Source organism: Vagococcus carniphilus, from assembly GCF_014397115.1.
GTDB lineage: Bacteria > Bacillota > Bacilli > Lactobacillales > Vagococcaceae > Vagococcus > Vagococcus carniphilus.
In genome coordinates, this window is record NZ_CP060720.1 from 1,701,983 (window position 1) to 1,724,694 (window position 22,712).

Below are 22,712 nucleotides of genomic sequence, written 5' to 3' on the forward strand. Positions count from 1 at the left end.
TTTACAATATGTTTTTCCAAATGTTCTTTGGAATGATATTTCGGTCTTTTTTAGAAAAAAATAAAACAGATTATCTTAACTTTAGTAATCGTTTTCAAGGAAAATATTGCTTCTTTCTCGGATGTATTAGTTTAATCTTTTTCTTACTATCATTTTTCTTTAGACTGCCAAATGATAGTAATGTTCAGAAGACATTTTTTATCATTCTAATCCTCTATTTTGGCATCAACGAATTTCGTCTAGAAATAAAGTGGAACAAACAACCTCATGCACCTCGATTGATTATGAATTATTATTTATTCTAATATTTATAGGAAATTGTGGAATTTTCTTCTATTTAAAGTATAAAAAAATAACTTTTTAAAGTAACAATAAGAGTTCTTCTCGTATAAAAAATACAAGAAGGGCTTTTTTTGTTAACGGTAACATCTTGTGCTGAAAGCGTTTTTTATTTAAACTTAGAAAGTTACGAACAAAAGGGGCGACTAATGATGAAAAAAGGAATAGCTTACTATCGATTTTTCTTAAAAGAAGAAGCGAAATATAAAATTAATTTTATATCTTATTTATTGTCAGGTGTTATTCAACTAATAGCTATTCTCTTTATTTGGCGTCTTGTCTATTCATCCACAGGAAACGGTGTGATAGAAGGGTTGAATTATCAAGAAATTATTCTTTATACAATTATATCTACCATTGCGACTCAATTTATGGAATTAAATAATGACTACCAAATTGCTGGAGACATTCAAGATGGAAATCTATCATATGAGTTGATACGACCTGTCTCATATATTTATAAGTTATTCTTTCAAGGTCTAGCCAGTTCAACTGTCAGTATTCTGTTAATTAGTGTCCCAACTATGATTGGTGTTATCACTTATCTAAGCATTCATACATCTTTTCAAATTGCTATTGTGAGAGCGCTACTTTTTCTATTAATTGTTACGATTAGTATGGGATTAATGTTTTGCACCAATTTATTATTTGGTTACTCAGCTTTTTATCTTAATTATTCTTGGGGATTTTTGCTTTTCAAAGGAACCTTTATTAGGTTATTATCAGGAGCTCTTTTTCCATTAATTATGCTTCCTGAATCAATTAGAACTATTTTTTTGAAATCCCCTTTTAGTTACTTAACCTATTTTCCAACAATGGTTTTTCTAGGTAAACTAACAACTGGTGACATTATTTCAAATTTAGTTATACAATTTATTTGGTTAGCTGTTTTTATTGTGTTATGTCTTGTCTTATGGCGTCACTCTATTAAAACAATTACCATTAATGGAGGGTGATAAAGATGAAACGATACATACACTTATATTTAATTTATCTGAAAAACTCGTTTAAAATTTTAAAAATGTCAACAGCAAATTTTGTTGTTGGATTTATCGCTTTTTTAGCTATCCAAGTATCATCTCTTTTATTTTTACAAGTGACGTTTGGGAGAATACCTGAAGTAAATGGTTATAACTATCATCAAGTTCTCTTTATCTATGGATTTTCTCAAATCCCTCGAGGTTTAGATCATCTATACAGTGATTATTTATGGTTGTTCGCTAAAAGAAGTGTTGTTAGAGGAGAAATGGATAGATATTTAGTGCGACCAGTTAGCCCATATTTTCAAGTGATTTGTGAGAGAATCCAATTCGATGCAGTCGGCGAAATTTTTGTTGGAATAGTTATTACCGCTTATGCTATTTCTGGAATTAATTTTCCTAATCCTTTAATTTCAGTTTTTCTTTCAATTATTTATACTTTAACAGGTTGTGTCGTCTATACATCAATCAAAACAATTTGTGCCTCACTAGCTTTTTGGATTAAAAAGAGCTTTCACGTATTACAGTCAATTTATGGTTTAAGTGATTTGACCAAGTACCCATTATCCATTTATCCTCCTGCAGTAAGAGTTTCTCTAACCTATATCATTCCTTTTGGTATCGTTTCATTTTTACCTTCAGAAATGATTTTTACGTCTCAATTAGTTAATCCAACAGCATTAACAATCATTGGAGTGTCTTCAACATTTGCCTACTTAGCATCAATTATTTGGAAGAAAGGAGTGAGAAGCTATGAAAGTGCAGGTAACTAAACCTATTATTCATTTAGAAAATATTTCAAAAACTTTTTATTTAAGAAAGAAAACTGGCATTTTTAAATCTATCAAAATACCAAAACATGCTGTTCAAGAAGTTAATTTCGATATATATCCAGGTGAAATTGTTGGTTTCATTGGAACAAATGGAGCTGGTAAATCAACTACTATCAAGATGATGACGGGTATTTTAACACCAACAACAGGTATTTGTGAAGTAGGTGGCATCATTCCCTATGAGTCACGAATTGCTAATGCTAAAAATATCAGCGTTGTGTTTGGTCAACGTACACAAATGAACTGGGATCTGACTGTTGAAGATAATTTTAATCTCTTAAAAGAAATCTATGATGTCAGTGATGAACAGTTTAAGAGACAAGTTAATTTACTTGATCAACATATGGGGATTAAGAAATTCTGGGAACAGCAAGTTAGATCCTTATCTTTAGGTCAAAGAGTATTAACAGATATAGCTATTTCACTCATACACTCTCCTAAAGTCATTTACTTAGACGAGCCGACTATTGGTCTTGACATTATGATTAAAGATAAGATTTTAAAAACGTTAAAATTAATTAACCAAAAAGAAAATGTCACCATTATTTTAACCACTCATGACTTAAGTGAAATTGAATTACTGTGTGAACGTATTATTATTATTGAAGAAGGAAAAATTATTTACGATGATACAAAAGATAAGATGTTAGAAACATTTTCTACTGATTCGGTCATCCAATTTGATTATGATTATACTGAATTAAAGGAATTAGAAATATTTATAAAAAATAAAAAAATCGACTATTCTGTAGAAAATAAAACAATGACTTTATCTATCCAGCAAGACGTTCAGGACGAAAAAGAAATTTTAAGTCAATTGTATCTTAACTTTAGCATTAACAAGATGACTGTAGCTAGGACAAGTGTACAAGACGTCGTTAGAAGTATTTACAGCAAATAAACAATTAAAACGACCTTACCAAGAGAGTGATTTCTAGGTAAAGTCGTTTTAATTTTTAACATTATTTCAGTTCATTAATTATTCTTTTGATTACTTCATTTGTTTCTTCGGGTAAAGCATTATATCCATCCATTTCGATCTTCATATCATTTAAAAAGTCTAAACGATTTTCCATTCCTTTAATGAGGCTTTCTACATAATCTTTATTCTTAAAATCAGGGTCATGGTTATCAACCGGTAAGTATGAAATATCTTCTAATGGACCAAATACTTTAAAGTTTGCCTCATTAGCGATAATTTTTTCAATACTACCTAATGTTTGAGCAGGAGTTACTTTTTCTCCTCTAAAAAAGCCTGTATTTAAGATATAGCAGTCTGTTGCTTTTTCCTCAAACAAATGTTTAAAGTTCTGATAATCTTCATTCAAAGCATAACATCTAAATGGATTAGCAAAAGGTTCAATAACTAATTTATTAATATCAACACCAGGTACAACATTTTCGGCCGTTGAGCGTTTAGTTGCTAAGGTTAAACCAAAAATAGAAGCTAAGATTGGGTTGTTAATTTTTAAAATAGGAGGAAGACTATCATCTTTCATAATCCAGAAGATACTATCTATTTTTTCAGTTAAGTGATTTTCTCGGTTAGGAATGACAAATTGAGATTTAATCGTTCGACCGTTACCATTTCTAATATCCTCAGTCACCAGGACTTTTTTATCATCTTTATCTAGTGTAACACCAACATTCTGGCAAGTTAAAAAATACTTAATATTTTTATCTCCCATTGGATAATCTTGAGTTTTATCAAAATAGCTAGGTTCAAGGGCTGTTGTTGCTCCTGTTCCTTTTTCAATAATAAAAGCATCATCATGTAGAACTTTCATATTAAATTTATTGCCATGATCTGAAAGAGTAATAGTAGATTTGCCAGATCCCGATAAACCAAAAACTGCCATCGTATATTTCTCTTCATCTAAATCATATTGTTTTACTCCACCATGACAGGCAATAAAATCATTACGATGTGCCGCAGCCCAAGCAAGAGTCAAAGTAGCCTTTTTCAACTCCCCAAAGTAACGTAAACCAAGAATAGCAGCAACATTATGAATAGGATCAAATAGGGCTAAGCCATGTGGAAAATCCGGATGATTCCAATCAGGATCAGCATAAATATAAATATCTCCTTCGTCATATTTCTTTGATGAATGATACAAATCCTTATATTCTTCAGTTATCATTTGAAAGTTCAACAAATAAGAGTAAAGGTTATTCTCGAATCCTGTTGGAATCATTAAATGCGTTTTTAGCATAAAGGATTCTGATAAACCAACTAGAGCAGTTCCGTGATAAAACTCTTTCTGACGACCTTGATAAATAGCTTCTCTTAAAATACCACTAAGATAAGTGGCATCAATACCAGGTTGGCCAATAATCCTTCTAGCAGCAGCAGTTCTTCCAAATACTTTACCATCATTAAATACAAGAATTTTTGCATTACTTGGTAACCCCATTTCCTCAGCTTTAAAAAGGGGTAAATCTGTTTTGATTGTTCCTGGTGAGTCAGAAGCTAGCTCGTAAGCTTTCTTTAATTCGGTTACTTTCGAAACATTATTTCCATAAAATGCTGTTTCTATGATTGATCTAAAGTCCGAAAAAATTGGATTACTCTTTCTTATTTCATCAACAGCAAAACGATTGATACTACTCATCTGAATCACTCCATTTACTTTTTATATAAAATAAGCTTAGCACATTTATCCATAAACAGGTATAATATCATTAACATATTTCAAACTATAGTGTTCTTTTACTGTTCTTAAGTACAATAGTTACAAAAGGAGGCAGACAATATGGAAAATGATTATATTATGAGACAAATAAAACTAGCTGGGGAAGGCATTGGGATGGTCCTAAAAAAGAAAGTATCCAGTGAAACACTAGGAGAAATTCAGAAAGAGAATGGTGAATTTGTTTCTCGTATGGACTTAATTTTAGAATACTTAGCTAAAGGAAAATTTGATGAATCATTTGTTTTAGTTAATTCATTAAAATATAAAATGTCTGTATTAGATTTTCAAAATGTCTCCTGTTGGTTTATCAAACAGTTAAAACATGTACAAGATCATTATTCAGAAAAATTAACCAATGAAATAATAGATCATTACCAAATACTTTTGAATGATCTATTATAAATTTCAACATATAACTACCAAAGAAAGGAAGATAAAAATGATAGAAACTAATCGACTTATTTTTCAGAAAATAACTTTAGATGATTTTGACGAGATGAAACGTATTCTTCAAAATAAATCTCTTATGTTGTTAGGGTGGGGGAAAACTTATTCAGATGAAGAAGTAACACAATGGATAAATAAAATAAATGAGCAATACCGTTTTTATGGATACAGTTACTGGTTAGTTAAAACAAAGAGTACCCATCAAACTGTTGGAATTATGGGAGCTTTGCCTACAACTGTTCAAGAAAAAGAGTATGTTGAAATAGCTTATATCGTCAAAAAAGATTTTCAAGGTCATGGATTTGCTGTAGAGGGAATGAAGGGGATACTGGACTTTTTAGACAAAAGAGAAGAGAGTACCCCCATCATTGCCCAATTTGTTCCTGAAAATACTGCCTCACAAAAAGTAGCTGAAAAATTAGACATGACTTCTTATTTTTCATATAACCGGGACTTTAATGGCGAGATTAGAGAACACTTAGTGTATACTTGTAGCTAATAAATAAGAAAGAGGTGTTTTAGAGATGATAAAAACAGTTAAATTCGCCTTCTAAATTAATTTATCTACATATTTAGGAGGCAGAAAAAATGACATTTAATCAAATAAACAGACAAACTTGGAAAAGAAATAAATATTTTGAAAATTATATGGCAAGTCAAACATCTTTTAGTATGACTGTTGATATTGATATCACGGATTTATATGAATTTTTAAAAGAGCATCATTATAAACTCTATCCAGCATTAATTTTTATGACAACCAAAGTGGTTAACAACCACATTGAGTTTAGAACAACTTTTAATAGTGATAACAAACTTGGGTATTGGTCAAAAATGGAACCATCTTACACCATTTTTGATTCAGCTAGTAAAGAGTTTTATGTGAGATGGCTTGACGAATGTGATTCTTTTAAAGAATTTCATAAATGTTATTTAGAAAAACAAAAGATACCGTACGAGAAAAATAGCTTTAGTGAGGAAGATATGCCTGAAAATTGTTTTGCTATTTCTATGATTCCCTGGCAATCTTTTACAGGGTTTAATTTAAATATCAATAACAATACAAATTATTTACTACCTATCACTACTTTTGGAAAATACTATATGAGAGAAGATACAAGGTGGTTACCAGTTTCTATTCAAGTTCATCATGCTGTTTGTGATGGTTACCATGCAAGTCTTTTTATTGAAGAATTACAGCAACTAGCTAATAATCCTCAACATTTAAAATAAAAAAAGGTGTATCTGATGTTTTTTTATCAGGTACACCTTTTTGTTATTCACTCCATAAGTCATTCATAGCATTTCTTTGTTCTTTATCAACAATATGAGTATATAATGCTGTCGCGCTTGTGCCTGTATGTCCTAATTGATGGGAAACAGTTAGTAAGCTATTAGTTTTTTTATAGAGTTGTGTTCCAACCGTATGTCTCAATTTATGAGGTGTGATACGAACTTTAAATGCAGTCGAATACTTAGCAACTAGTTTTTCAACCGTTGAAGGCTCAATGCGTTTAGCTTGTCCTTTATAAAAGGTTAGAAATAAAGCTTTTTCTTGAGGTATAGGAGAATAGAGAGAATTTCTTGCTTCCTCATAATCGATAATATAATCAATGAATAAAGATGAAATCAATGCAACATCTTTAAAACCACCTTTTCGAATAACCGTTGCTTCAAGATTAACGGTATCTAAGTCAGTGACCTGCATATTAACTAACTCTGATAAACGAATCCCTGTACCAAGAAACAGAGCAATGATAGCTAAATCTCTTATTTTATTCTTCTTAAATGCTGCTTTAGCTTGATGACTTTTTAAAGTACTTTCATAATCCTGATCAATATAGTATAGAAAAAGAATCGCTTCATCATCCAAAAGAAGTTTTTTCTCAATGGTTCTTGATCTCTCTTGAAGCGTTTTAGTTGTTTTGACATTCTCAATCTTCAGCATAACATTTTGCTTAAGATAAGGCTCATTATGTTTGTCTTCAGTCTGACTACTTAAAAATTTAAATAAAGAGCGTAATGCAGTAATAGAACGTTGAACTGTCACAAATGATCTAGATCGATTATCTGTTGAAGTTCCGGTTTTTGGAGAAAACATTAAGAAAGACTTATATAAATCAATATCTTCTTTTCTTAAAACCTCTAATTCTGAGAGTTCTATCTTATCAATAGAGGTTTTAACAAGGCCTTCACTTTGCATCCATTCAAAAAAACGACGATACTCTTTAGCGTATTCATATAAAGTAACAGAAGAGTAGGGGATAATACTTTTAGTATGGATATATTCCTGGACGTACCAGGGTAAGGTTGCTTGTTCCAATTCTAATAATTTATTTACTTTTTCATTCCTCATTCTCTTCATACAATCCTTTCTTGATTGATAGGGAACTTATGTTCTTTATAATTATATTTCATCTATACCAATTTGTCAAAAATCAAGTTATTAGTTATTTTAATAACAATAAAAATTGTTCTATTAAATAAATATTAGAACAGCTTACTTGTCATTTGTTATATAGATAAACATTTTACTACCTAATTACGTTATTTTATAAATAGATAAAACGTATTTAACCTTCTATAACAAAGTAATGTAAGCTTTATATACTATTGCATATTTATTTTTTACTGTTTTTTTACGTATAGATAGGTAAAAATAGATTCGTTTTTCACTTAAAAAAAGTTTGTTTTTACCGAATATAAAGGCTATTCTATGTCAGGGCCAAATAGATTAACATGTTATCAAAAATAAAGGGGAGCTTATTTATTAATAAGAAAAAAATATTTTTAGGTTTTGGGATGATACTTTTAGTCGGAAGTTTAGGGTTAAAAACCTTAGCAGACAGTCTTTTCACGTGGGGCGGAGAAGGCAATATTAAAAAAATTGAGAAGAATTTGAATACATTAAGTGGTGCTGTTACCAATAAGAACAACAAAATCATTGAAATTCAAACTGAATTAACAAAATCTCAAGAAGAAGCTATTAAAAACAATGCAACTGCTTCTGAACAATTAAAAAAGATTAAGGAATTAGAAAAAAACTTATCAGATAAACAAAAAGAATTAAACAATAGAGACACAATATATAGCCAAGAAGTTCAAATATTAAAAACTTATTATGATGGTGTCGTTAAACAATTAAATCAAGAAAAGAAAACTGAAATTACAGCTAAAAATGATGAAATAGCGGCAAAAAATCGAGAAATCGAGAACAATAGCCGTGCTTTCCAAAGTCAATTAACTATACTTCAAGATCAAAAAAATAAAGAATTAGCTAATAAAGATCAAATTATTTCTGCTAAAGACAGAGAAATTCAAAATGCTAAAAACGAGGTTAGCCGAATTGTTAATGAATTAAATTCAGCTGTTGATCAAGTTAATCAATTGATTCAAACAAACAACGAGTTAAGAAATACAGTAGACGATTTAACAAAAGAACTAGATTTAGCACAAGCCGATTATGATAAATTACAAGAAGAACACGTTAAATTAGAAGCTAGACTAAATGATAGTCAAAAAGATGCTGAAGGCAAGCTTCGACAAGCAAATAAAGATGTACAAGGATTAGCAGATAAATCTGAACAACTAGTTCAACAAGTTAAATAATGAAAAAAGAGAGTGAATAAAAATATTCATTCTCTTTTTTTGCAATAGAAGTTTACATAATTATATTATGTCTACCTTTACGGAAAGAGATAACTTTCAAGAAAGGTATAATTTATGATTTTAAGTTTTTAAGTTAGCAGCAATTGAAGCTAGCGTATTCAAAATGTAAATTCTTCAACAAAACTTATCCATGATAATCATTTCAAGATTGATTCATTTCACACAATTGTAAAAATCAATTAAATCGCTGTTCATTTGAAAATAATTATCAGTTACTAGTTATTATGAATAAAAATTAACAAACTAGTAACAATTAATTTAAAACGTTTTAGTAATGATTTGATAATCATACAATCGTCAGAAATTAAACTTAAATCGAAAAAGTTAATAAATACAACTCGATATAACTTTGAAGTTAGTATTTAAATCAGATCATTAAAGCTTCAAATTAGTTATTAAAACTTATTTGAGTATTTATTACTAAACTATATCTACATTTAACTCTTAAAATCAACTTGGTTTAATATATATTATGTAAACCAATAAGAAATATTTTTTATTTATGGATAAAGTAGTTAACCAACTCCTCTTCTGCTGCTCATATAGCAAGATAATTGTCTGGTGTTTTACAGATGTTATCTGTAAAATCAAATATGAATAGAACAAATAAATTTTAGGAGATATCATATGTTGCTATTAATTGCTGAAGACTTTATCAAAATTGATTCAATTCCAATTGTTTTGCCTTTATATGAAGAATTAGTAAATAAAACACGTAAAGAACCCGGCTGTATTTCTTATGAATTAACTCATGATATAAAGAATCCTGGTCATTTTCTGTTTTTGGAAAGATGGATTGATGAAGCTGCTTTACAGATACATACTGAAACAGAACATTTTAAACACTTGGTTCCTTTAATTGATGAACATACAAGTAAAAAAGCTAAATACACAAGGATGACATTAGTTCACTAAAAAAACAGACCTCAAATCTAAAGTGTTTGAGGTCTGTTTTTTTCTAATTTTAAATAGTTCCTATTTTAGTACCGCCGCGTTCCTTTTGCCAACGCTCTAATGTCTGTTTTTTTTGAGGATTACGTGGTCTTTGACGTCCAGGTTTACTGCTCACATTTTTGTCCATAGCTTGTTCCATTTTTATCTTTGCTAAATCATCTAGACTATTTCCAAAACTAAACATCATAAAATTCATCCTCCTTCTACTCTTTATACTTATCATCATTTTATAAGAAACAGTGATAAATTGCAAGATTTGTAACTATAATTAGACATTCCTTAATAACTTAATTAAAGCCTCATAGTTATTTGTTGCTTTAATATTTTGTTTTAAATCTTTTTGTTGAATTGTCTTAATAAAATCTATTGCTTCTTCTAAAGTTACACCAACAATTGGGTTATCGGCAATTTCTACAAACTCATCTACAAATTCATCACACATAAAAACATTAAGAACAGGATAAAAACTCATAGCAAAGTACCGCCCAAACTCACCAGTCTCTTCTCCATAAGATTCTGGAGCTAAAATCAATATTAAATTATTATCTAAAGGAGAAATATCATAAAACACTCTATTTTCTTGTTCTTCATAAAGTATATCTAACTCCATTTTAAATTTTTCATTTCTACCAACGGCTGTTTGATGTATATCTTCATAAGCACTTTTTAATTGTTTAAAAAATTTGAGTTCTTCATTTTTTAGTTTTTCTTCAATATATTCCACATCAAATCTATTTTTATGTTTTGTCCATAATTGCCGGATCCATTTTGTTTGAATACCTTCTTTCCAATTTACTCTTGCACGAATTCGATCAATTAAAATATCATCAAGACCAATCACACTAACTTGAAAACCATCTTGTGTTTCTATATGAACTAGTCTTGAGGGGTCAGCCTCTAAAGGCTCACTTGGAAATTCTATATATATTTTTAAGTCATCATTAGAAAAATGACGACCACTAGTTTTAACAAAACCTAATTCTTTTAAAATATCTTCAATTTTTTGATTTATTCTTGCGATTATATCAATATCCTGTGTTGCATATTCACCCTCTGTATAGTAATTGACACTAAGTCCTCCAACGATAACGGTTTTTTTAGAGTCAGTAGAGAATCTAGTAATTAAATCAGAAATAATACCTGCCATTCTGAAATTTTTTTCAGTTACTTTTGCTTCAGGTAACTGTTTAATTTCATTTAAAATTTCTTTATACTGATTAATTAACTTATCTATATCTCTCACCTCGCCTTTTCTCAAATTGCTCGACTTTATTTCGATTACCACAGATTTTCATCGAACACCATTTTCTTCTTCCTGATTTATTGGAAAACACGGAGAAGCATTCCGGATTATCACAACGTTTTAAGGTATCAACTTGGCCAGTTTCAATTAAATCAATCAATGATAATAGAATAATTGATTTAATTCCCTCTAATCCATCCTTCACTGGAACATACATAGCATGACTTTCAACAAAAATAACTGACAGTGGATTATTTATTAGATTCTCTTCAATCATATTTTTTAAATAAAAAACTGATTTCTCTTCATTAATTAACTCAAACAATAACTCTTGGACATCATTTCTAAAAGCAATGATAGGTGAAACGTCTTCAATTTGATCTAAACAAGAATTAAAAATTGATAGTTGCAAGTTGTATTCAATGTCTTTTTGATGGGGCGTCTCAGCCCAATGCCTTAAACTGTCTTTGCTATCGATTAAATCTATAATTTTACCATGGCTAACCAATTTTGAATTTAGAAAATTTAAAGCTAAATTAGTTGTCACGTTTGGAAAACTAGATTGCATCTTTACCACCTCTTTATTAAATTATACCACAATTTAACCTGTTATTTCTAATTTAGTAGTTATAATACTAACCTTTTATTTTTATATTTATGGTTAATAAGAAAGTTTGTAAAATAAAAAACCTCTCTAAATCAACTTTTAGAAAGATTTTTATAATTTATACAAGTGAAATATAATAATGTTCTACTTGATTTTTATTTACCTCTATTTTCTTATCAAAATGACCACCATTTAATAAGATTACTCTCTTTGAAGCTTCATTTTGGCTCTTACAAGTTAATAAAACTTTTGACAAATGAATCTCCTTTTTGGCAATAGTCAGTACTTCTTTCAAAGCCATTTTAGCATATCCTTTACCTCTCTCACTTTTTCTAACAGAGTAGCCGATATGTCCGCCCTCTTGCTGAAGATAAGAGTTTAACTGAAAACGTAAATCAATAACGCCAACTAAATTATTACTTCCATCCAAAACCATATACTGCAACGTTTTGACTTCATTAATACCTGGATTGATTTCAAGTTGATTAATGTGACGTTTCCATTTCTCAATATCTTTTTCTGTAGTTAAACCATTAGACCCATGAATAACTTCTTTATTTTTTAAAAATTCTAGTCTGAAGCTTTTAATTTCTTCTTTTTCTACTTGATTAATCTTAACTAAACTAATTTTCATTTAAACTCTATCCTAACTTAAAAAAGTACACACAGCAGCAATCAATACATATATTTTAGGTTCCTGCGATAAAAATCGACTAGATGTAAACAGAGGTATCGGTTGAATAAATTTTAGTAACAATCTTGAAAAAATAAAATAAATAAGCCAGCCTATTATTGCTCCTAAAGTATTCATAATTAAATCATTAACATCAGTTGCTCTAAAACGTGTAAACAATTGGCTCACCTCAATAAATAAGGACAAGAAAAAAGCATACTTAACAGTATATTTAAAATGGTGAAATTTTTTCCACATTAAAGGTAAGATAATACCTAAGGGGATAAACATAATGATATTGAGATAATCCGAATAAAGTACACCATTTCCAAATGGTACTAGACTGATATTAGGATCAAAAATATCCCCTTGAACGTTTAACGCGCGTATCCAATAAGTAATTCGAGGGAATCCTATAACTTCTTTTAACATAATCAGAAGATATAATAGATACCCATACCCTATCACGTAATGTTTTATTTCTTTATAATTTAAAACTCTTTCAAATAGTTTTTGCTGCTTATAGTTGTAAATTGATATTAATATAAGGGCTAACGCCAAACTAAGCATAAAAAAACCTCCTTAGACATATTATTATATCTAAGAAGGAAATGTATTTCATAGGTCTCTGGTATCATCTTTTGGTTTACATAAAATTTATATAGTTTATCTATTGATGGATGAACCCATTCGATTCATCGTGTGTCTCAACCCTCGTATAGCAATTGACATGGCATAAATATTCTCAACCGGTGCTAAGCCGCTGTAACCAGCATCTCCAATATGTTGAATATCAACACCGCATATCTTATTTCGAATCGCAATTTGCTTAATAGTCTCTTGATCAGCACTTTCCTGACTTGTACCAATAGCAGACATTGATAAAGCTCCTCTTGAGCGAATATACTTAACAGCATCTCTTACATCTTCGTCTGTAACACCCGGGACAGTTCCGACAGCTGGTAATAACACGATATCTGCTCCTGCCTGGACAAATGACTGAATAGCTTCCATGTTAACGACTTCTTCATCAACACCAGCTCCATGCATTTTTCCAGCAATAATTAAACCGAAAAAATGTTCTTTAGCAAGTTGAATAGCTTCTGCAATTTTTTTATTAGTTACACCTGTGCCAGGATTTCCTGTTAGGCAAATGAAGTCAAATCCTAATTTTTGTGCCTCCTGTAACGTTTCTTTTGTACATTGTCTGCCTTCAGAAATTTTAGTTTGTTGTTGATTTAAATTCGACATTGGATCAACAGGCTCTAAATTTACTCCTATAGGTCTACCAGTTAGATGTTTCAATTGATCAACGGGATTTTTCTTTAGACCTCTAGGATCATTCATTAAATCAATCATCTCTTGTAAATTAGCACTTCCAGGAAGTCCCATAACAATTGGATTAAATACATCAAAACCATTTAGTAAAATCAAATCCGCTCCATAAGCGCTCGCTAATTCAGCATTTGTTATCTCTCCAGCAACTGATTGAGAAAGAGCAACATTTTCAGAACAGATAATACGTCCTTCAGATGATTTGATTGCTTGTTTTAAATCCATTGGGGTCATTTTTTTTATCTCACTTGAGGTAGCACTTAATAATCTTTTTACCATAATATCAGGACTCCTTCATTTACTAGTTAGCTTTAATTATATAAGAATTCTACTAAAATCGCTAGTTAATTCCGAATAAGCTAACTGAAAAAAGACAAAAGATCCTCCATTGTTAATTTATATTTTTCATTTTCCGGAATATCTTTTTTTATCTGACCATTTTCTAAGACGATTAGTCGATTGCCATATTTCAACGCGTCCTCCATTCTGTGAGTAATCATTAAACAAGTCAGCTGATTCTCTTGTATTAAATCATTCGTTAACTCCATTAATTGATGGGCTGTTTTAGGGTCTAGAGCTGCTGTATGCTCATCTAAAAGTAATAAATCTGGCTTTTCAAGAGTTGCCATAAGTAAGCTAAGCACTTGTCTTTGGCCCCCTGATAAATGTCCAGCTGGTGTATCTAAATGTTTTTCTAGCCCGTTGCCAATTGTTTTACAAAGTTCTGTATATTTTTCTTTATTTTCTTTTAATCTTCTTATAGCAAACTTTCTTTTCTTATTTCTTTTACTAGCTAATAAAAGATTCTCAGCAACAGTCATTCTAGGAGCTGTTCCTTGTTTTGGATCTTGAAACACCCGACCAATAAACTTGGCACGTTCTTCCTCTTTCAAATGAGTTACAGTTGTTCCATTTAAACTAACTTCCCCTGAAGTCAACGTGAGGTTCCCGCTAATACTATTAAAAAGAGTTGATTTTCCGGCACCATTACCTCCTAGTATCGTAATAAAATCCCCTGAATCTACTTCTAGATTAAGATGATTCATAATCGTCATACCTGCTTCAGTTTCCTTTAAACCATCTCGAATACTCAATACTTTTTCACTCATTTTACCTACCTCCTTTTTTTAACTTGAATTGTGGTGCAATTAAACAAACGGCTAAGATAACAGATGAGTAGATTTTCAAGTAAGTTGTATCTAGTTTTAGTTGAATCACAACTAAAATGAGTAACTGGTAAATGACACTACCTAATACAATTGCGATTAACCTTTCAAATAGTGTTAATTCTCCAAAAAGTAACTCACCTAAAATAATTGAAGCTAATCCTATAACAATTACACCAATCCCTTTATTTATATCTGCATAGCCCTCACTCTGAGCAATCAAAGCACCAGACAAAGCAATAATGCCATTAGATATCATTAAGCCTAAAATTTTCATACGATCTGTTTGAATACCTAGGGATTTAGCCATTTTTTCATTGTCACCTGTTGCTATATATGCTTGACCTAAGTCAGTATTTAAAAAAATAATGATACCTCCAACGACTAAGATTAAAATAATTAATCCAACAATAATTTTGTCGTAATCAGGTGGTAAATTTAAAAAGTTTAATAGATCAAATATTTTTGATTGATTTAACAGTGATAGGTTAGGCGATTTCATAACAAACAACATGACTGAATTCAAACCACTCATAACTAAAATGCCTGACAGGATAATTGGTATTTTTCCCTTTGTAAATAGTAGCCCCGTTGCTAATCCTGCAAGCATACCTGCTAAAACACCTATAAGAGTGGCTAGAATGGGCGACACACCATTTGTTATAGCTGTTACACAAACTGCTCCTCCTAAAGGAAAACTTCCTTCTGTCGTCAAATCAGGAAAATTCAATACACGAAAAGTTAAGAAGATTCCTAACCCTAAAATGGCCCATAAAAAACCTTGTCCAATAGTTGAAATAATCATTTTTTACTCACTCCTTTGATAGTTGCTTTTTCTAAAATTGACTTTGGAATATTTATTCCTAAAAAGTCTGCTTGTTTTTGATTAATTATTGTATCTCCTGTTTCAAATATATAAATTGGTGTATCTTTAGGTTCTGATTCTTTTTTTAGAATAGAAGCAACCATTTTCCCAGTCTGAGTTCCTAAGTCATATTGATTGATTCCCACAGTCGCTAAACCACCTTGTTCCACCATGGAATCAACTGAAGGAATGATTGGTAATTTATTTGTATTAGCAATGTCTACAATAGTTTGCATCGCATTAGCCATTGTGTTATCAGTTGGTAGATAGACAAAGTCCACTTCTTTTGCCATGACTTGCATCATTTGAGCTATTTCATTTGTTGAAGGAACAGCATAAGATTTAACCTCAAATTGAATTTTTTTAGCTTCTTTTGTTATTTTTTCAACTTGGTAAGCTGAATTATCTTCTGCTGAGGAATAAAGAATGCCCATTTTTTTCTTTCCTGGTAAAATCTCTTTTACCAAATCAAGTTGTGCTTTTACTGGAGACTGATCACTTACACCAGTAATGTTACCACCTGGCTTTTGATTATCTCTAACAAGTCCAGCACTTTTTGGGTCACTGATTGCTCCTAACACGATAGGAACCTCTGTCGTTTGATTTGCTAAGGCTTGTGCAGCTGGAGTTGCAATACCAACCAATACATCTGATTTTTCATTTAATAAATGTTGACTCATACTTGTTAATTTAGATTGATCTGCCTGTCCATTTTGAAAAACAATTTTTGCTGTTTTACCGTCTTTAAAACCTTGTTTTTCTAGCTCATCCACTAGACCTTTATAAATGTCATCTAAAGCCGGATGTGAGACAAATTGTAAAACACCAATTGTAGGTATCTCATTTTCAGTAATCCTCTTCTTTTGTACGTGATTGTCCTTAATAAAACTCACGATAATAAATACAACAAGTACAGCTAAAAAGCCTATTAATTTCTTATTTTTCATGTTAACTCCTCCTCAAATAATATAAAAAAAGAGCAATAACCAGTAAATTGGTTATTGCTCATCTAAAAAAGATAAAACAAAAACCGCATAAAATCTATGCGGTCTCTTACTTATTACCAGACATAGATACATCGTTTTAGATTTAATCTAAAATGTTGTATCCACGCCAAAATGTTAGCCTAAATACAACTATCTACGCCAAGCTTGCCATGAAGAAATATTAAATTTTTCAACTGAAATTAGTTTATATAGACTCATGACAATACCTTCTCTCTTAATTTGTTAAAATAATCCTACCTGTTGTGATATAAAAAGTCAATTCTTTTTTATTCAAATTCAACTTCTGATGTACGAGTGCCGTTATTTGGATTTTGATCAAAAGACAATTCATCTTTTTTCTCTACACGAACCGGTTTTTTCTGAGGAATTTTGGGATCAATCATCAAATCAACTTGTTCAGCTAATTCATGTTCTCCATTAGTTAATTCATCAAAACTATATCTATTTTTCTCTTTTCCATTTTCAATGAGTAAAAAATTATTTTTATTTTTTAGATTCAAATTTTTTACTGTTTTAGAATTCTCATAAATAGGTTGATAAACGTATACCGTATTTGGTAATTCTTCCATTTGTTTATTTTGATTAAACATTTTCTTTAGCTCTTTATAGCCTTTGTTATCTTTTGCATCAATAATAGCAACAATTTTTTGATCGTTACTTTTTAGAAGCTTATCCAGCTCACTATCCTTAACACTCTTAAATTGTTTATTCTTAAAAGTAGTTTTAGCAACTGAATCTATTTGTTGCTCTCTTATTTTATCTCTATTCATTGAAATAAGAAGACTTGAAAACAAATAGCCTATAACAATTATAGCTAAGATCGCAATTGTTTTTTTCTTTTTTAATCCCTTTAAGATTAGTTCTAGTGCCTCACTAAAACCTTCCTTATGTCCTTTCATTGAAAAACCACCTTAACATTAATAGCACTATTATAACTCATATTGTTTTAATTGAGAATACTAAGACAGTTAAATTAGTGATTCCTTAAAAGAGAAATTGAGTTTATCCTATATTTTTTGGTCAAAATGGTTTATAATAATTTAATTGTACAGCTATTCTAAATGATTAGGAGAGAATTAATTGTGACTAAAGAAAATAAAAAATGTCCTAATTGTGGTCATGAGTTTAAAAAAGGCGAAGAATACTGCCCTAACTGTGATTTGTTCGTTCCTGTCAATGAACAAAATATATCAGAGAATACATTTGACCCACACGCAACTAAAAAATTTAAGGCATTCAATGAAAAAGACATAGAAAAGAAAGTAGAAGATGATTTTGAAGAACCAACTTTCAAACATCGGAATAAACCAGTAGAAGAAACTGTTACTCAAAATTCTAATTCAGAAAAAGTTAGTGAACCATCTAAAGAATCAGAAATCTTAAAAGAAACCACCGAAACAACCAACAATGAGGAAGTAAAATCAACTTCTGAAATTTCGGAATCTGTTGAAGAAAAAGAAGAAATAATACCAACAGAAGTACCTCAAGATAATTTGGATAAAGAAATCGCTGAAGAACTTGATAATAAAAATGAAGAGTTAGAAGCAGAAACTTTACCTGAACCAGTAGCCCAGAAATTGAGGCATCTACTGAATCAAATCGTTCGACTGAAAATGGTAATAACAAAAAGAAAAAAGCTCGAGCAATTGTTGGTATGTCAGCAGCTGTCGTTTTAATTGGCGGAGGTATTGTATTTTACTCTGCTCAACAGAAAAAAGCTGAAGAAAAAGCAACAACAGAACTTGTCTCAACTGCTGAGTTAGATTTAAACTCACTTTACAGCACTTCTGAACATGTATTCTTAAAAAAAGATATTTCTAGTAAAGATATCGATAAAGCTAAAAAATCTTTAGATAAACTAAAAGGTAAAGATGATTACAATGAGATGAAAAAAGAGTTCGACCAAGTTGAAGAAAAATACAATAAACAAACTGCAATAAATGACTTATTCAAGTCCCCTATTATCGAGGGAGACAAACTTGATACAAAAACGTTTGTAAAAAATGAAGATCATATCAGTATTAATAAAATTGCAACTGAAAAAGATGGTTTTGATATCCTTTATAACAAAGCTTTTGCTGAAGCTGAAAGTCAAAAAAAATTATTAACTGAAGCTAATGAAGCTCTTGAAACAGTTATCAAAGGTGATGACGTTGTAAAATCAGCAACTCGTGATCAAGTTTCATCTGCTGAAAAAGCAATTAAAGCGGTTAAAGACCCAGAAGCTAAAAAGAAACTACAAGAAAAACTAGATAAAGTAAAATCATATCTGGATAAAGCTGAAAAAGAGCAAGCACAAGCAGCCGAAGAAGAACAAGCTCGCTTAGCTCAACAGCAGCAACAACAAAATAACCAAACAACTCAGAATAATAATAACGGTAACTATAAAAATACTGATTCTTCTCAAAAATGGGGAAATCGTAAAGATGACTACATTGATTATGGGGATGCTGCTTGGGGATGGAACCCTGGTGTGCAAGAAAAAGTAATATCTGAAGTCATAAATCGTGGTTACGTTGTTGATGGTGGTTATTCTCTTGTACCGAAATATGTTGAAAACGGTGAAGGCTATTATGATTTATATGCCACTACCAATTCAAAAATCTTCCCAAAAAGTAAACCAGAAGAGTTCCCTCTTTATGTGGTAACAATCAATGCAAAAACTGGTTGGTTTAAAGGAAATGGGCCAAACTAACATGTTTACACTACTAGATGAGGCGACAATTATTTGTTTGCCTCATCTTTTTATTTTATATTCTTATTTTTAAGGAGGTTTTATTATGTCATTTGATGGCATTTTTACTCAACTAATGACCAAAGAATTAAACGAAACCATTTCTGGAGGTCGAATTTCAAAGATACATCAACCCTATGAAAACGAGATTATGTTAATTATTAGAAATAAAGGAAAGAACCATACACTACTTCTTTCTGCTCACCCTTCTTATTCTAGGGTTCAAATTACAGAAATAAATTATACTAATCCACAAACTCCTCCTAATTTTTGTATGGTTATGCGCAAATTTTTAGAAGGAAGCATCTTACAAAAAATTGAACAAGTTAAAAATGACCGGATTTTACAATTTTCTTTCAGCAGTCGAAATGAATTAGGTGATTTAGAAAATATCATTTTGACAATTGAGTTAATGGGACGTCATAGTAATATTATTTTATATAATCAAAGTACTAATAAGATTATTGACTCGATCAAACATATTGGACCAAGTGTCAATTCTTATCGATCAATTCTTCCTGGAGTAGAATACGTCTTCCCTCCTTCTCAAGAAAAAATAGATCCTTTTAACGTTGACTCTACTCAGCTTTTTGAATTATTAAATACGGCTGAAACTATCGATGCACCATTTATTCAACAACACTTTCAAGGGTTTGGAAAAGACACTGCTAAAGAATTAGCATTTAGAATTAATCAAGATGTTAATAATAAATTTAATTGTTGGGAGTCTTTCTTTAAAGCGTTAACCGAGAATCTTTCACCTTGCTTTTACAACTTTGAAGACAAAGAATATTTTACACCTATTCCCTTTGACACACTTGGAGATGATGTAACACACTTTGATACTTTAAGTAAGGTTCTTGATGGATTTTACGAAGGTAAAGCTGAAAGAGATCGTGTTAAACAACAAGCTGGTGAGTTATTTAGAAAAGTAAAAAATGATCAGGTTAAAATTAAGAAAAAGATGAAAAAATTTGAACAATCATTAATTGATGCTGATAATGCAGAAATTTTTAGGATTAAAGGTGAACTTCTAACGACTTTTCTTCACCAAGTACCACGCGGAAAAACAAAGGTAAGTTTAGAAAATTATTATGATAATAATGAATTATTAGACATTTCTCTAAATGAAGCTCTAACCCCTAATCAAAATGCACAAAAATATTTTCAAAGATACCAAAAATTGAAAAATAGTGTTAAAATTGTGAAGGAACAGCTTGAAAAAGCAAATTATGAGTTGATTTATCTTGAATCGATTGAATCTCAACTAGAACTTGCCTCACCTAAAGACATTGATTTAATACGTGAAGAATTGATTTCTGAGGGTTATGTTAAGGACAAACAAAAGAAGAAGAAAATGAAACCTAAGAAAAGTGAACCAGAAACGTTTTATTCATCTACTGGAGTTAAAATCTTAGTTGGAAAAAACAATCTTCAAAACGATCAATTAACTCTTAAAACCGCCAACAAAACCGATACTTGGTTGCACGCAAAAGATATTCCTGGTTCTCACGTTGTTATTAAAGATAAGGAACCAGATGAAACAACCCTACTTGAAGCAGCAAATTTAGCAGCTTACTACTCCAAGTATCGTTTATCAGCCCAAGTTCCAGTTGATTATGTTTTAATTAAACATATCAAAAAACCAAATGGAGCTAAACCAGGTTATGTTATTTACGAAAATCAGAGAACACTTTATGTTACTCCTCGTAAAAGTTTTGTTGAAAAAGGATTATTAAACGGAGGTCAGCTATGAGATTTAGAGAAGCACTAATTATTTTTGTCGGTATCAGTTTAATGGTTTTTGGAATTAGTTATTTCATTTACCGTTACATTTTCAAGAAAGATTTGAAAAATTGGAAACTTAACGTATTCATGATTGTCGTTACCCTTTCAGGAACAGGTCTTTTCCTTCCTCAAACCATTAATTATGTGATGGAGAAAAAAGGAATTATAAAAAATGAAAATGTTGAGTATGTAAGTGGGAAAAAAGTTGTTAGTCATGCAAATGCACGCGAAAGACTTGTTTTACCAACTGCTTATGACACAATTGAAAATACTCACCCGTCTGTCATTAGTTTCCCAGAAAAATGGAATGGTTATAAATACTGGATGGCAATCACTGCCTATCCTCAAGGAAAAGCTGTATACGAAAATCCACATATTTTTAAATCAAATGATTTACTTGAATGGATTCCAGACGAGCAAAATCCATTAGATGAGCCAAAATCAGAGAAATTTAATGGAGAAGTCCCCTTACAATATGACTCTGATACCAATATCATTTACAACAAAGAAGAAAATCGTCTTGAGATGTTTTGGCGCTACGTTGATGATATTAAAGGTGACGTAATTGTTTATCGTATGACTACTAAAGATGGAGTTACTTGGACTGATAAAGAAGTTGCTTATAAAGCAAAACGTGATAAAGGAGACTGGTTATCTCCTGCCTTCTACAAAGATGAAAATGGCTATCAAGTTTGGTATGTTGCAAATGGTTATAGAATTTGGCATAGAACAAGTAAAGATGGTTTCAAATGGAGTGCTCCAACTGAAACTAAAATGAAATATTCGAATGCTGATAACATGAAACATTGGCATCTAGATGTCCAAAAAACTGATTTAGGCTTTGAAACAGTGGTTTCTGGCTATGAAGATGATGGAACAAATAACCTATCTCTACGTCACGTTATGAACCTTTACTACTCTAAATCAAAAGATGGTAAAACTTGGGATGATTTAGAACCAATTATCTTCCCTTCAAAAGACAAACATCAATTTGATGGTAAAGGCTTGTATAAGAGTGCTTTGTTAAAAGAAAATGGTAAATACTATGTATTTTATAGTGGTATTGGTTTTGATGAAACTCGTGGTATTGGCCTTTCATATGGAAAAGACATCCATAATTTAAAAGGTTTGAACTATTCAGATACATCTGACTTGTTAAAAGACAAAAAAGAAAAAACAGATTCATCAAAATAAATGAATACTCAACTAATCGACAAAATAAGATTAGTTGAGTATTTTTTTATTCTTTATTCAAACTATTCATTATTACCGAATATTTATTTAATTCTAACTTGATTATCATTTTATGAGTATTTGATAAGTTTTAGATTGTTTTCTGGTGAATTAATCTTTATTATTAGTCAGGTATTAAAAAATAA

At 30.6% G+C, this 22,712-nt stretch carries 24 protein-coding genes; 12 read left to right on the forward strand and 12 right to left on the reverse strand.

Going from position 1 to position 22,712, the window contains the following annotated elements:
- Nucleotides 1-491 precede the first annotated feature (491 nt).
- From H9L18_RS08360 to H9L18_RS08370, 3 genes are read left to right on the forward strand one after another with little or no spacing between them, the layout of a single operon-like run.
- Entirely contained in the window at nt 492-1,295 is an 804-nt protein-coding gene (locus H9L18_RS08360; protein WP_187559329.1) for an ABC transporter permease, read from the forward strand.
- Nucleotides 1,296-1,300: 5 nt separating this feature from the next.
- Nucleotides 1,301-2,092, forward strand: coding sequence for an ABC transporter permease (locus tag H9L18_RS08365; protein ID WP_126793388.1), 792 nt, complete (start codon nt 1,301-1,303; stop codon nt 2,090-2,092).
- Nucleotides 2,073-3,053, forward strand: a complete 981-nt coding sequence (locus H9L18_RS08370; RefSeq protein WP_126793390.1) for an ABC transporter ATP-binding protein — start codon at nt 2,073-2,075, stop codon at nt 3,051-3,053. The genes H9L18_RS08365 and H9L18_RS08370 overlap by 20 nt, the downstream gene beginning before the upstream one ends.
- 61 nt (nt 3,054-3,114) lie before the next feature.
- Here H9L18_RS08370 and H9L18_RS08375 read toward each other — a convergent pair whose 3' ends face one another.
- Complete coding sequence (locus H9L18_RS08375; protein WP_126793392.1) at nt 3,115-4,764, reverse strand: phosphoenolpyruvate carboxykinase (ATP); 1,650 nt, start codon at nt 4,762-4,764, stop codon at nt 3,115-3,117.
- 141 nt (nt 4,765-4,905) lie between these two features.
- Between H9L18_RS08375 and H9L18_RS08380 the strand changes: the two genes are divergently transcribed.
- The 3 genes from H9L18_RS08380 (at nt 4,906) to H9L18_RS08390 (ending at nt 6,525) form a co-directional block, all read left to right on the forward strand.
- A complete protein-coding gene (locus tag H9L18_RS08380) occupies nt 4,906-5,247 on the forward strand; it encodes a hypothetical protein (protein ID WP_126793394.1) in 342 nt (113 codons plus the stop codon).
- 37 nt (nt 5,248-5,284) lie between these two features.
- The gene (locus tag H9L18_RS08385) at nt 5,285-5,791 is read left to right on the forward strand and encodes a GNAT family N-acetyltransferase (RefSeq protein ID WP_185847462.1); all 507 of its coding nucleotides are present in this window, start codon (nt 5,285-5,287) and stop codon (nt 5,789-5,791) included.
- A gap of 89 nt (nt 5,792-5,880) precedes the next feature.
- The gene (locus H9L18_RS08390; protein WP_126793399.1) at nt 5,881-6,525 is read left to right on the forward strand and encodes a CatA-like O-acetyltransferase; all 645 of its coding nucleotides are present in this window, start codon (nt 5,881-5,883) and stop codon (nt 6,523-6,525) included.
- A gap of 43 nt (nt 6,526-6,568) precedes the next feature.
- Here H9L18_RS08390 and xerS read toward each other — a convergent pair whose 3' ends face one another.
- A complete protein-coding gene (xerS, locus tag H9L18_RS08395; protein WP_246433267.1) occupies nt 6,569-7,657 on the reverse strand; it encodes a tyrosine recombinase XerS in 1,089 nt (362 codons plus the stop codon).
- 437 nt (nt 7,658-8,094) lie between these two features.
- On the opposite strand from xerS, the gene H9L18_RS08400 reads away from it, so the two are divergent.
- Nucleotides 8,095-8,901, forward strand: a complete 807-nt coding sequence (locus H9L18_RS08400; protein WP_187559330.1) for a coiled-coil domain-containing protein — start codon at nt 8,095-8,097, stop codon at nt 8,899-8,901.
- Between the two features lie 687 nt (nt 8,902-9,588).
- The gene (locus tag H9L18_RS08405; protein ID WP_126793403.1) at nt 9,589-9,876 is read left to right on the forward strand and encodes a putative quinol monooxygenase; all 288 of its coding nucleotides are present in this window, start codon (nt 9,589-9,591) and stop codon (nt 9,874-9,876) included.
- 49 nt (nt 9,877-9,925) lie between these two features.
- Here H9L18_RS08405 and H9L18_RS08410 read toward each other — a convergent pair whose 3' ends face one another.
- The 10 genes from H9L18_RS08410 to H9L18_RS08455 form a co-directional block, all read right to left on the reverse strand.
- Entirely contained in the window at nt 9,926-10,102 is a 177-nt protein-coding gene (locus H9L18_RS08410) for a hypothetical protein (protein ID WP_185847463.1), read from the reverse strand.
- Between the two features lie 81 nt (nt 10,103-10,183).
- Entirely contained in the window at nt 10,184-11,158 is a 975-nt protein-coding gene (locus H9L18_RS08415) for a hypothetical protein (RefSeq protein ID WP_126793405.1), read from the reverse strand.
- A complete protein-coding gene (locus tag H9L18_RS08420; protein WP_126793407.1) occupies nt 11,142-11,726 on the reverse strand; it encodes a CGNR zinc finger domain-containing protein in 585 nt (194 codons plus the stop codon). Before H9L18_RS08420 ends, H9L18_RS08415 begins: the two co-directional genes overlap by 17 nt.
- Nucleotides 11,727-11,883: 157 nt before the next feature.
- The gene (locus H9L18_RS08425; protein ID WP_126793410.1) at nt 11,884-12,399 is read right to left on the reverse strand and encodes a GNAT family N-acetyltransferase; all 516 of its coding nucleotides are present in this window, start codon (nt 12,397-12,399) and stop codon (nt 11,884-11,886) included.
- Between the two features lie 12 nt (nt 12,400-12,411).
- The gene (locus H9L18_RS08430; RefSeq protein ID WP_126793412.1) at nt 12,412-13,008 is read right to left on the reverse strand and encodes a VanZ family protein; all 597 of its coding nucleotides are present in this window, start codon (nt 13,006-13,008) and stop codon (nt 12,412-12,414) included.
- 96 nt (nt 13,009-13,104) lie between these two features.
- Complete coding sequence (locus H9L18_RS08435; RefSeq protein ID WP_126793414.1) at nt 13,105-14,052, reverse strand: DUF7916 family protein; 948 nt, start codon at nt 14,050-14,052, stop codon at nt 13,105-13,107.
- A gap of 80 nt (nt 14,053-14,132) precedes the next feature.
- A complete protein-coding gene (locus H9L18_RS08440; RefSeq protein WP_126793416.1) occupies nt 14,133-14,882 on the reverse strand; it encodes an ABC transporter ATP-binding protein in 750 nt (249 codons plus the stop codon).
- Nucleotide 14,883: 1 nt separating this feature from the next.
- Entirely contained in the window at nt 14,884-15,744 is an 861-nt protein-coding gene (locus H9L18_RS08445; protein WP_126793418.1) for an ABC transporter permease, read from the reverse strand.
- A complete protein-coding gene (gene trpX, locus H9L18_RS08450; RefSeq protein ID WP_126793421.1) occupies nt 15,741-16,751 on the reverse strand; it encodes a tryptophan ABC transporter substrate-binding protein in 1,011 nt (336 codons plus the stop codon). The genes H9L18_RS08445 and trpX overlap by 4 nt, the downstream gene beginning before the upstream one ends.
- Before the next feature lie 326 nt (nt 16,752-17,077).
- Nucleotides 17,078-17,710, reverse strand: coding sequence for a hypothetical protein (locus tag H9L18_RS08455; protein ID WP_126793423.1), 633 nt, complete (start codon nt 17,708-17,710; stop codon nt 17,078-17,080).
- Between the two features lie 183 nt (nt 17,711-17,893).
- Between H9L18_RS08455 and H9L18_RS08460 the strand changes: the two genes are divergently transcribed.
- The 4 genes from H9L18_RS08460 (at nt 17,894) to H9L18_RS08475 (ending at nt 22,527) form a co-directional block, all read left to right on the forward strand.
- A complete protein-coding gene (locus H9L18_RS08460) occupies nt 17,894-18,487 on the forward strand; it encodes a zinc ribbon domain-containing protein (protein ID WP_187559331.1) in 594 nt (197 codons plus the stop codon).
- Nucleotides 18,466-19,506: a cell division site-positioning protein MapZ family protein gene (locus H9L18_RS08465; protein WP_187559332.1), complete on the forward strand. Its 1,041-nt coding sequence runs from the start codon at nt 18,466-18,468 to the stop codon at nt 19,504-19,506. Before H9L18_RS08460 ends, H9L18_RS08465 begins: the two co-directional genes overlap by 22 nt.
- Before the next feature lie 85 nt (nt 19,507-19,591).
- Nucleotides 19,592-21,301: an NFACT RNA binding domain-containing protein gene (locus tag H9L18_RS08470; RefSeq protein WP_126793427.1), complete on the forward strand. Its 1,710-nt coding sequence runs from the start codon at nt 19,592-19,594 to the stop codon at nt 21,299-21,301.
- Nucleotides 21,298-22,527, forward strand: coding sequence for a glycoside hydrolase family protein (locus tag H9L18_RS08475; protein ID WP_126793429.1), 1,230 nt, complete (start codon nt 21,298-21,300; stop codon nt 22,525-22,527). Before H9L18_RS08470 ends, H9L18_RS08475 begins: the two co-directional genes overlap by 4 nt.
- The last annotated feature ends 185 nt before the right edge of the window (nt 22,528-22,712 follow it).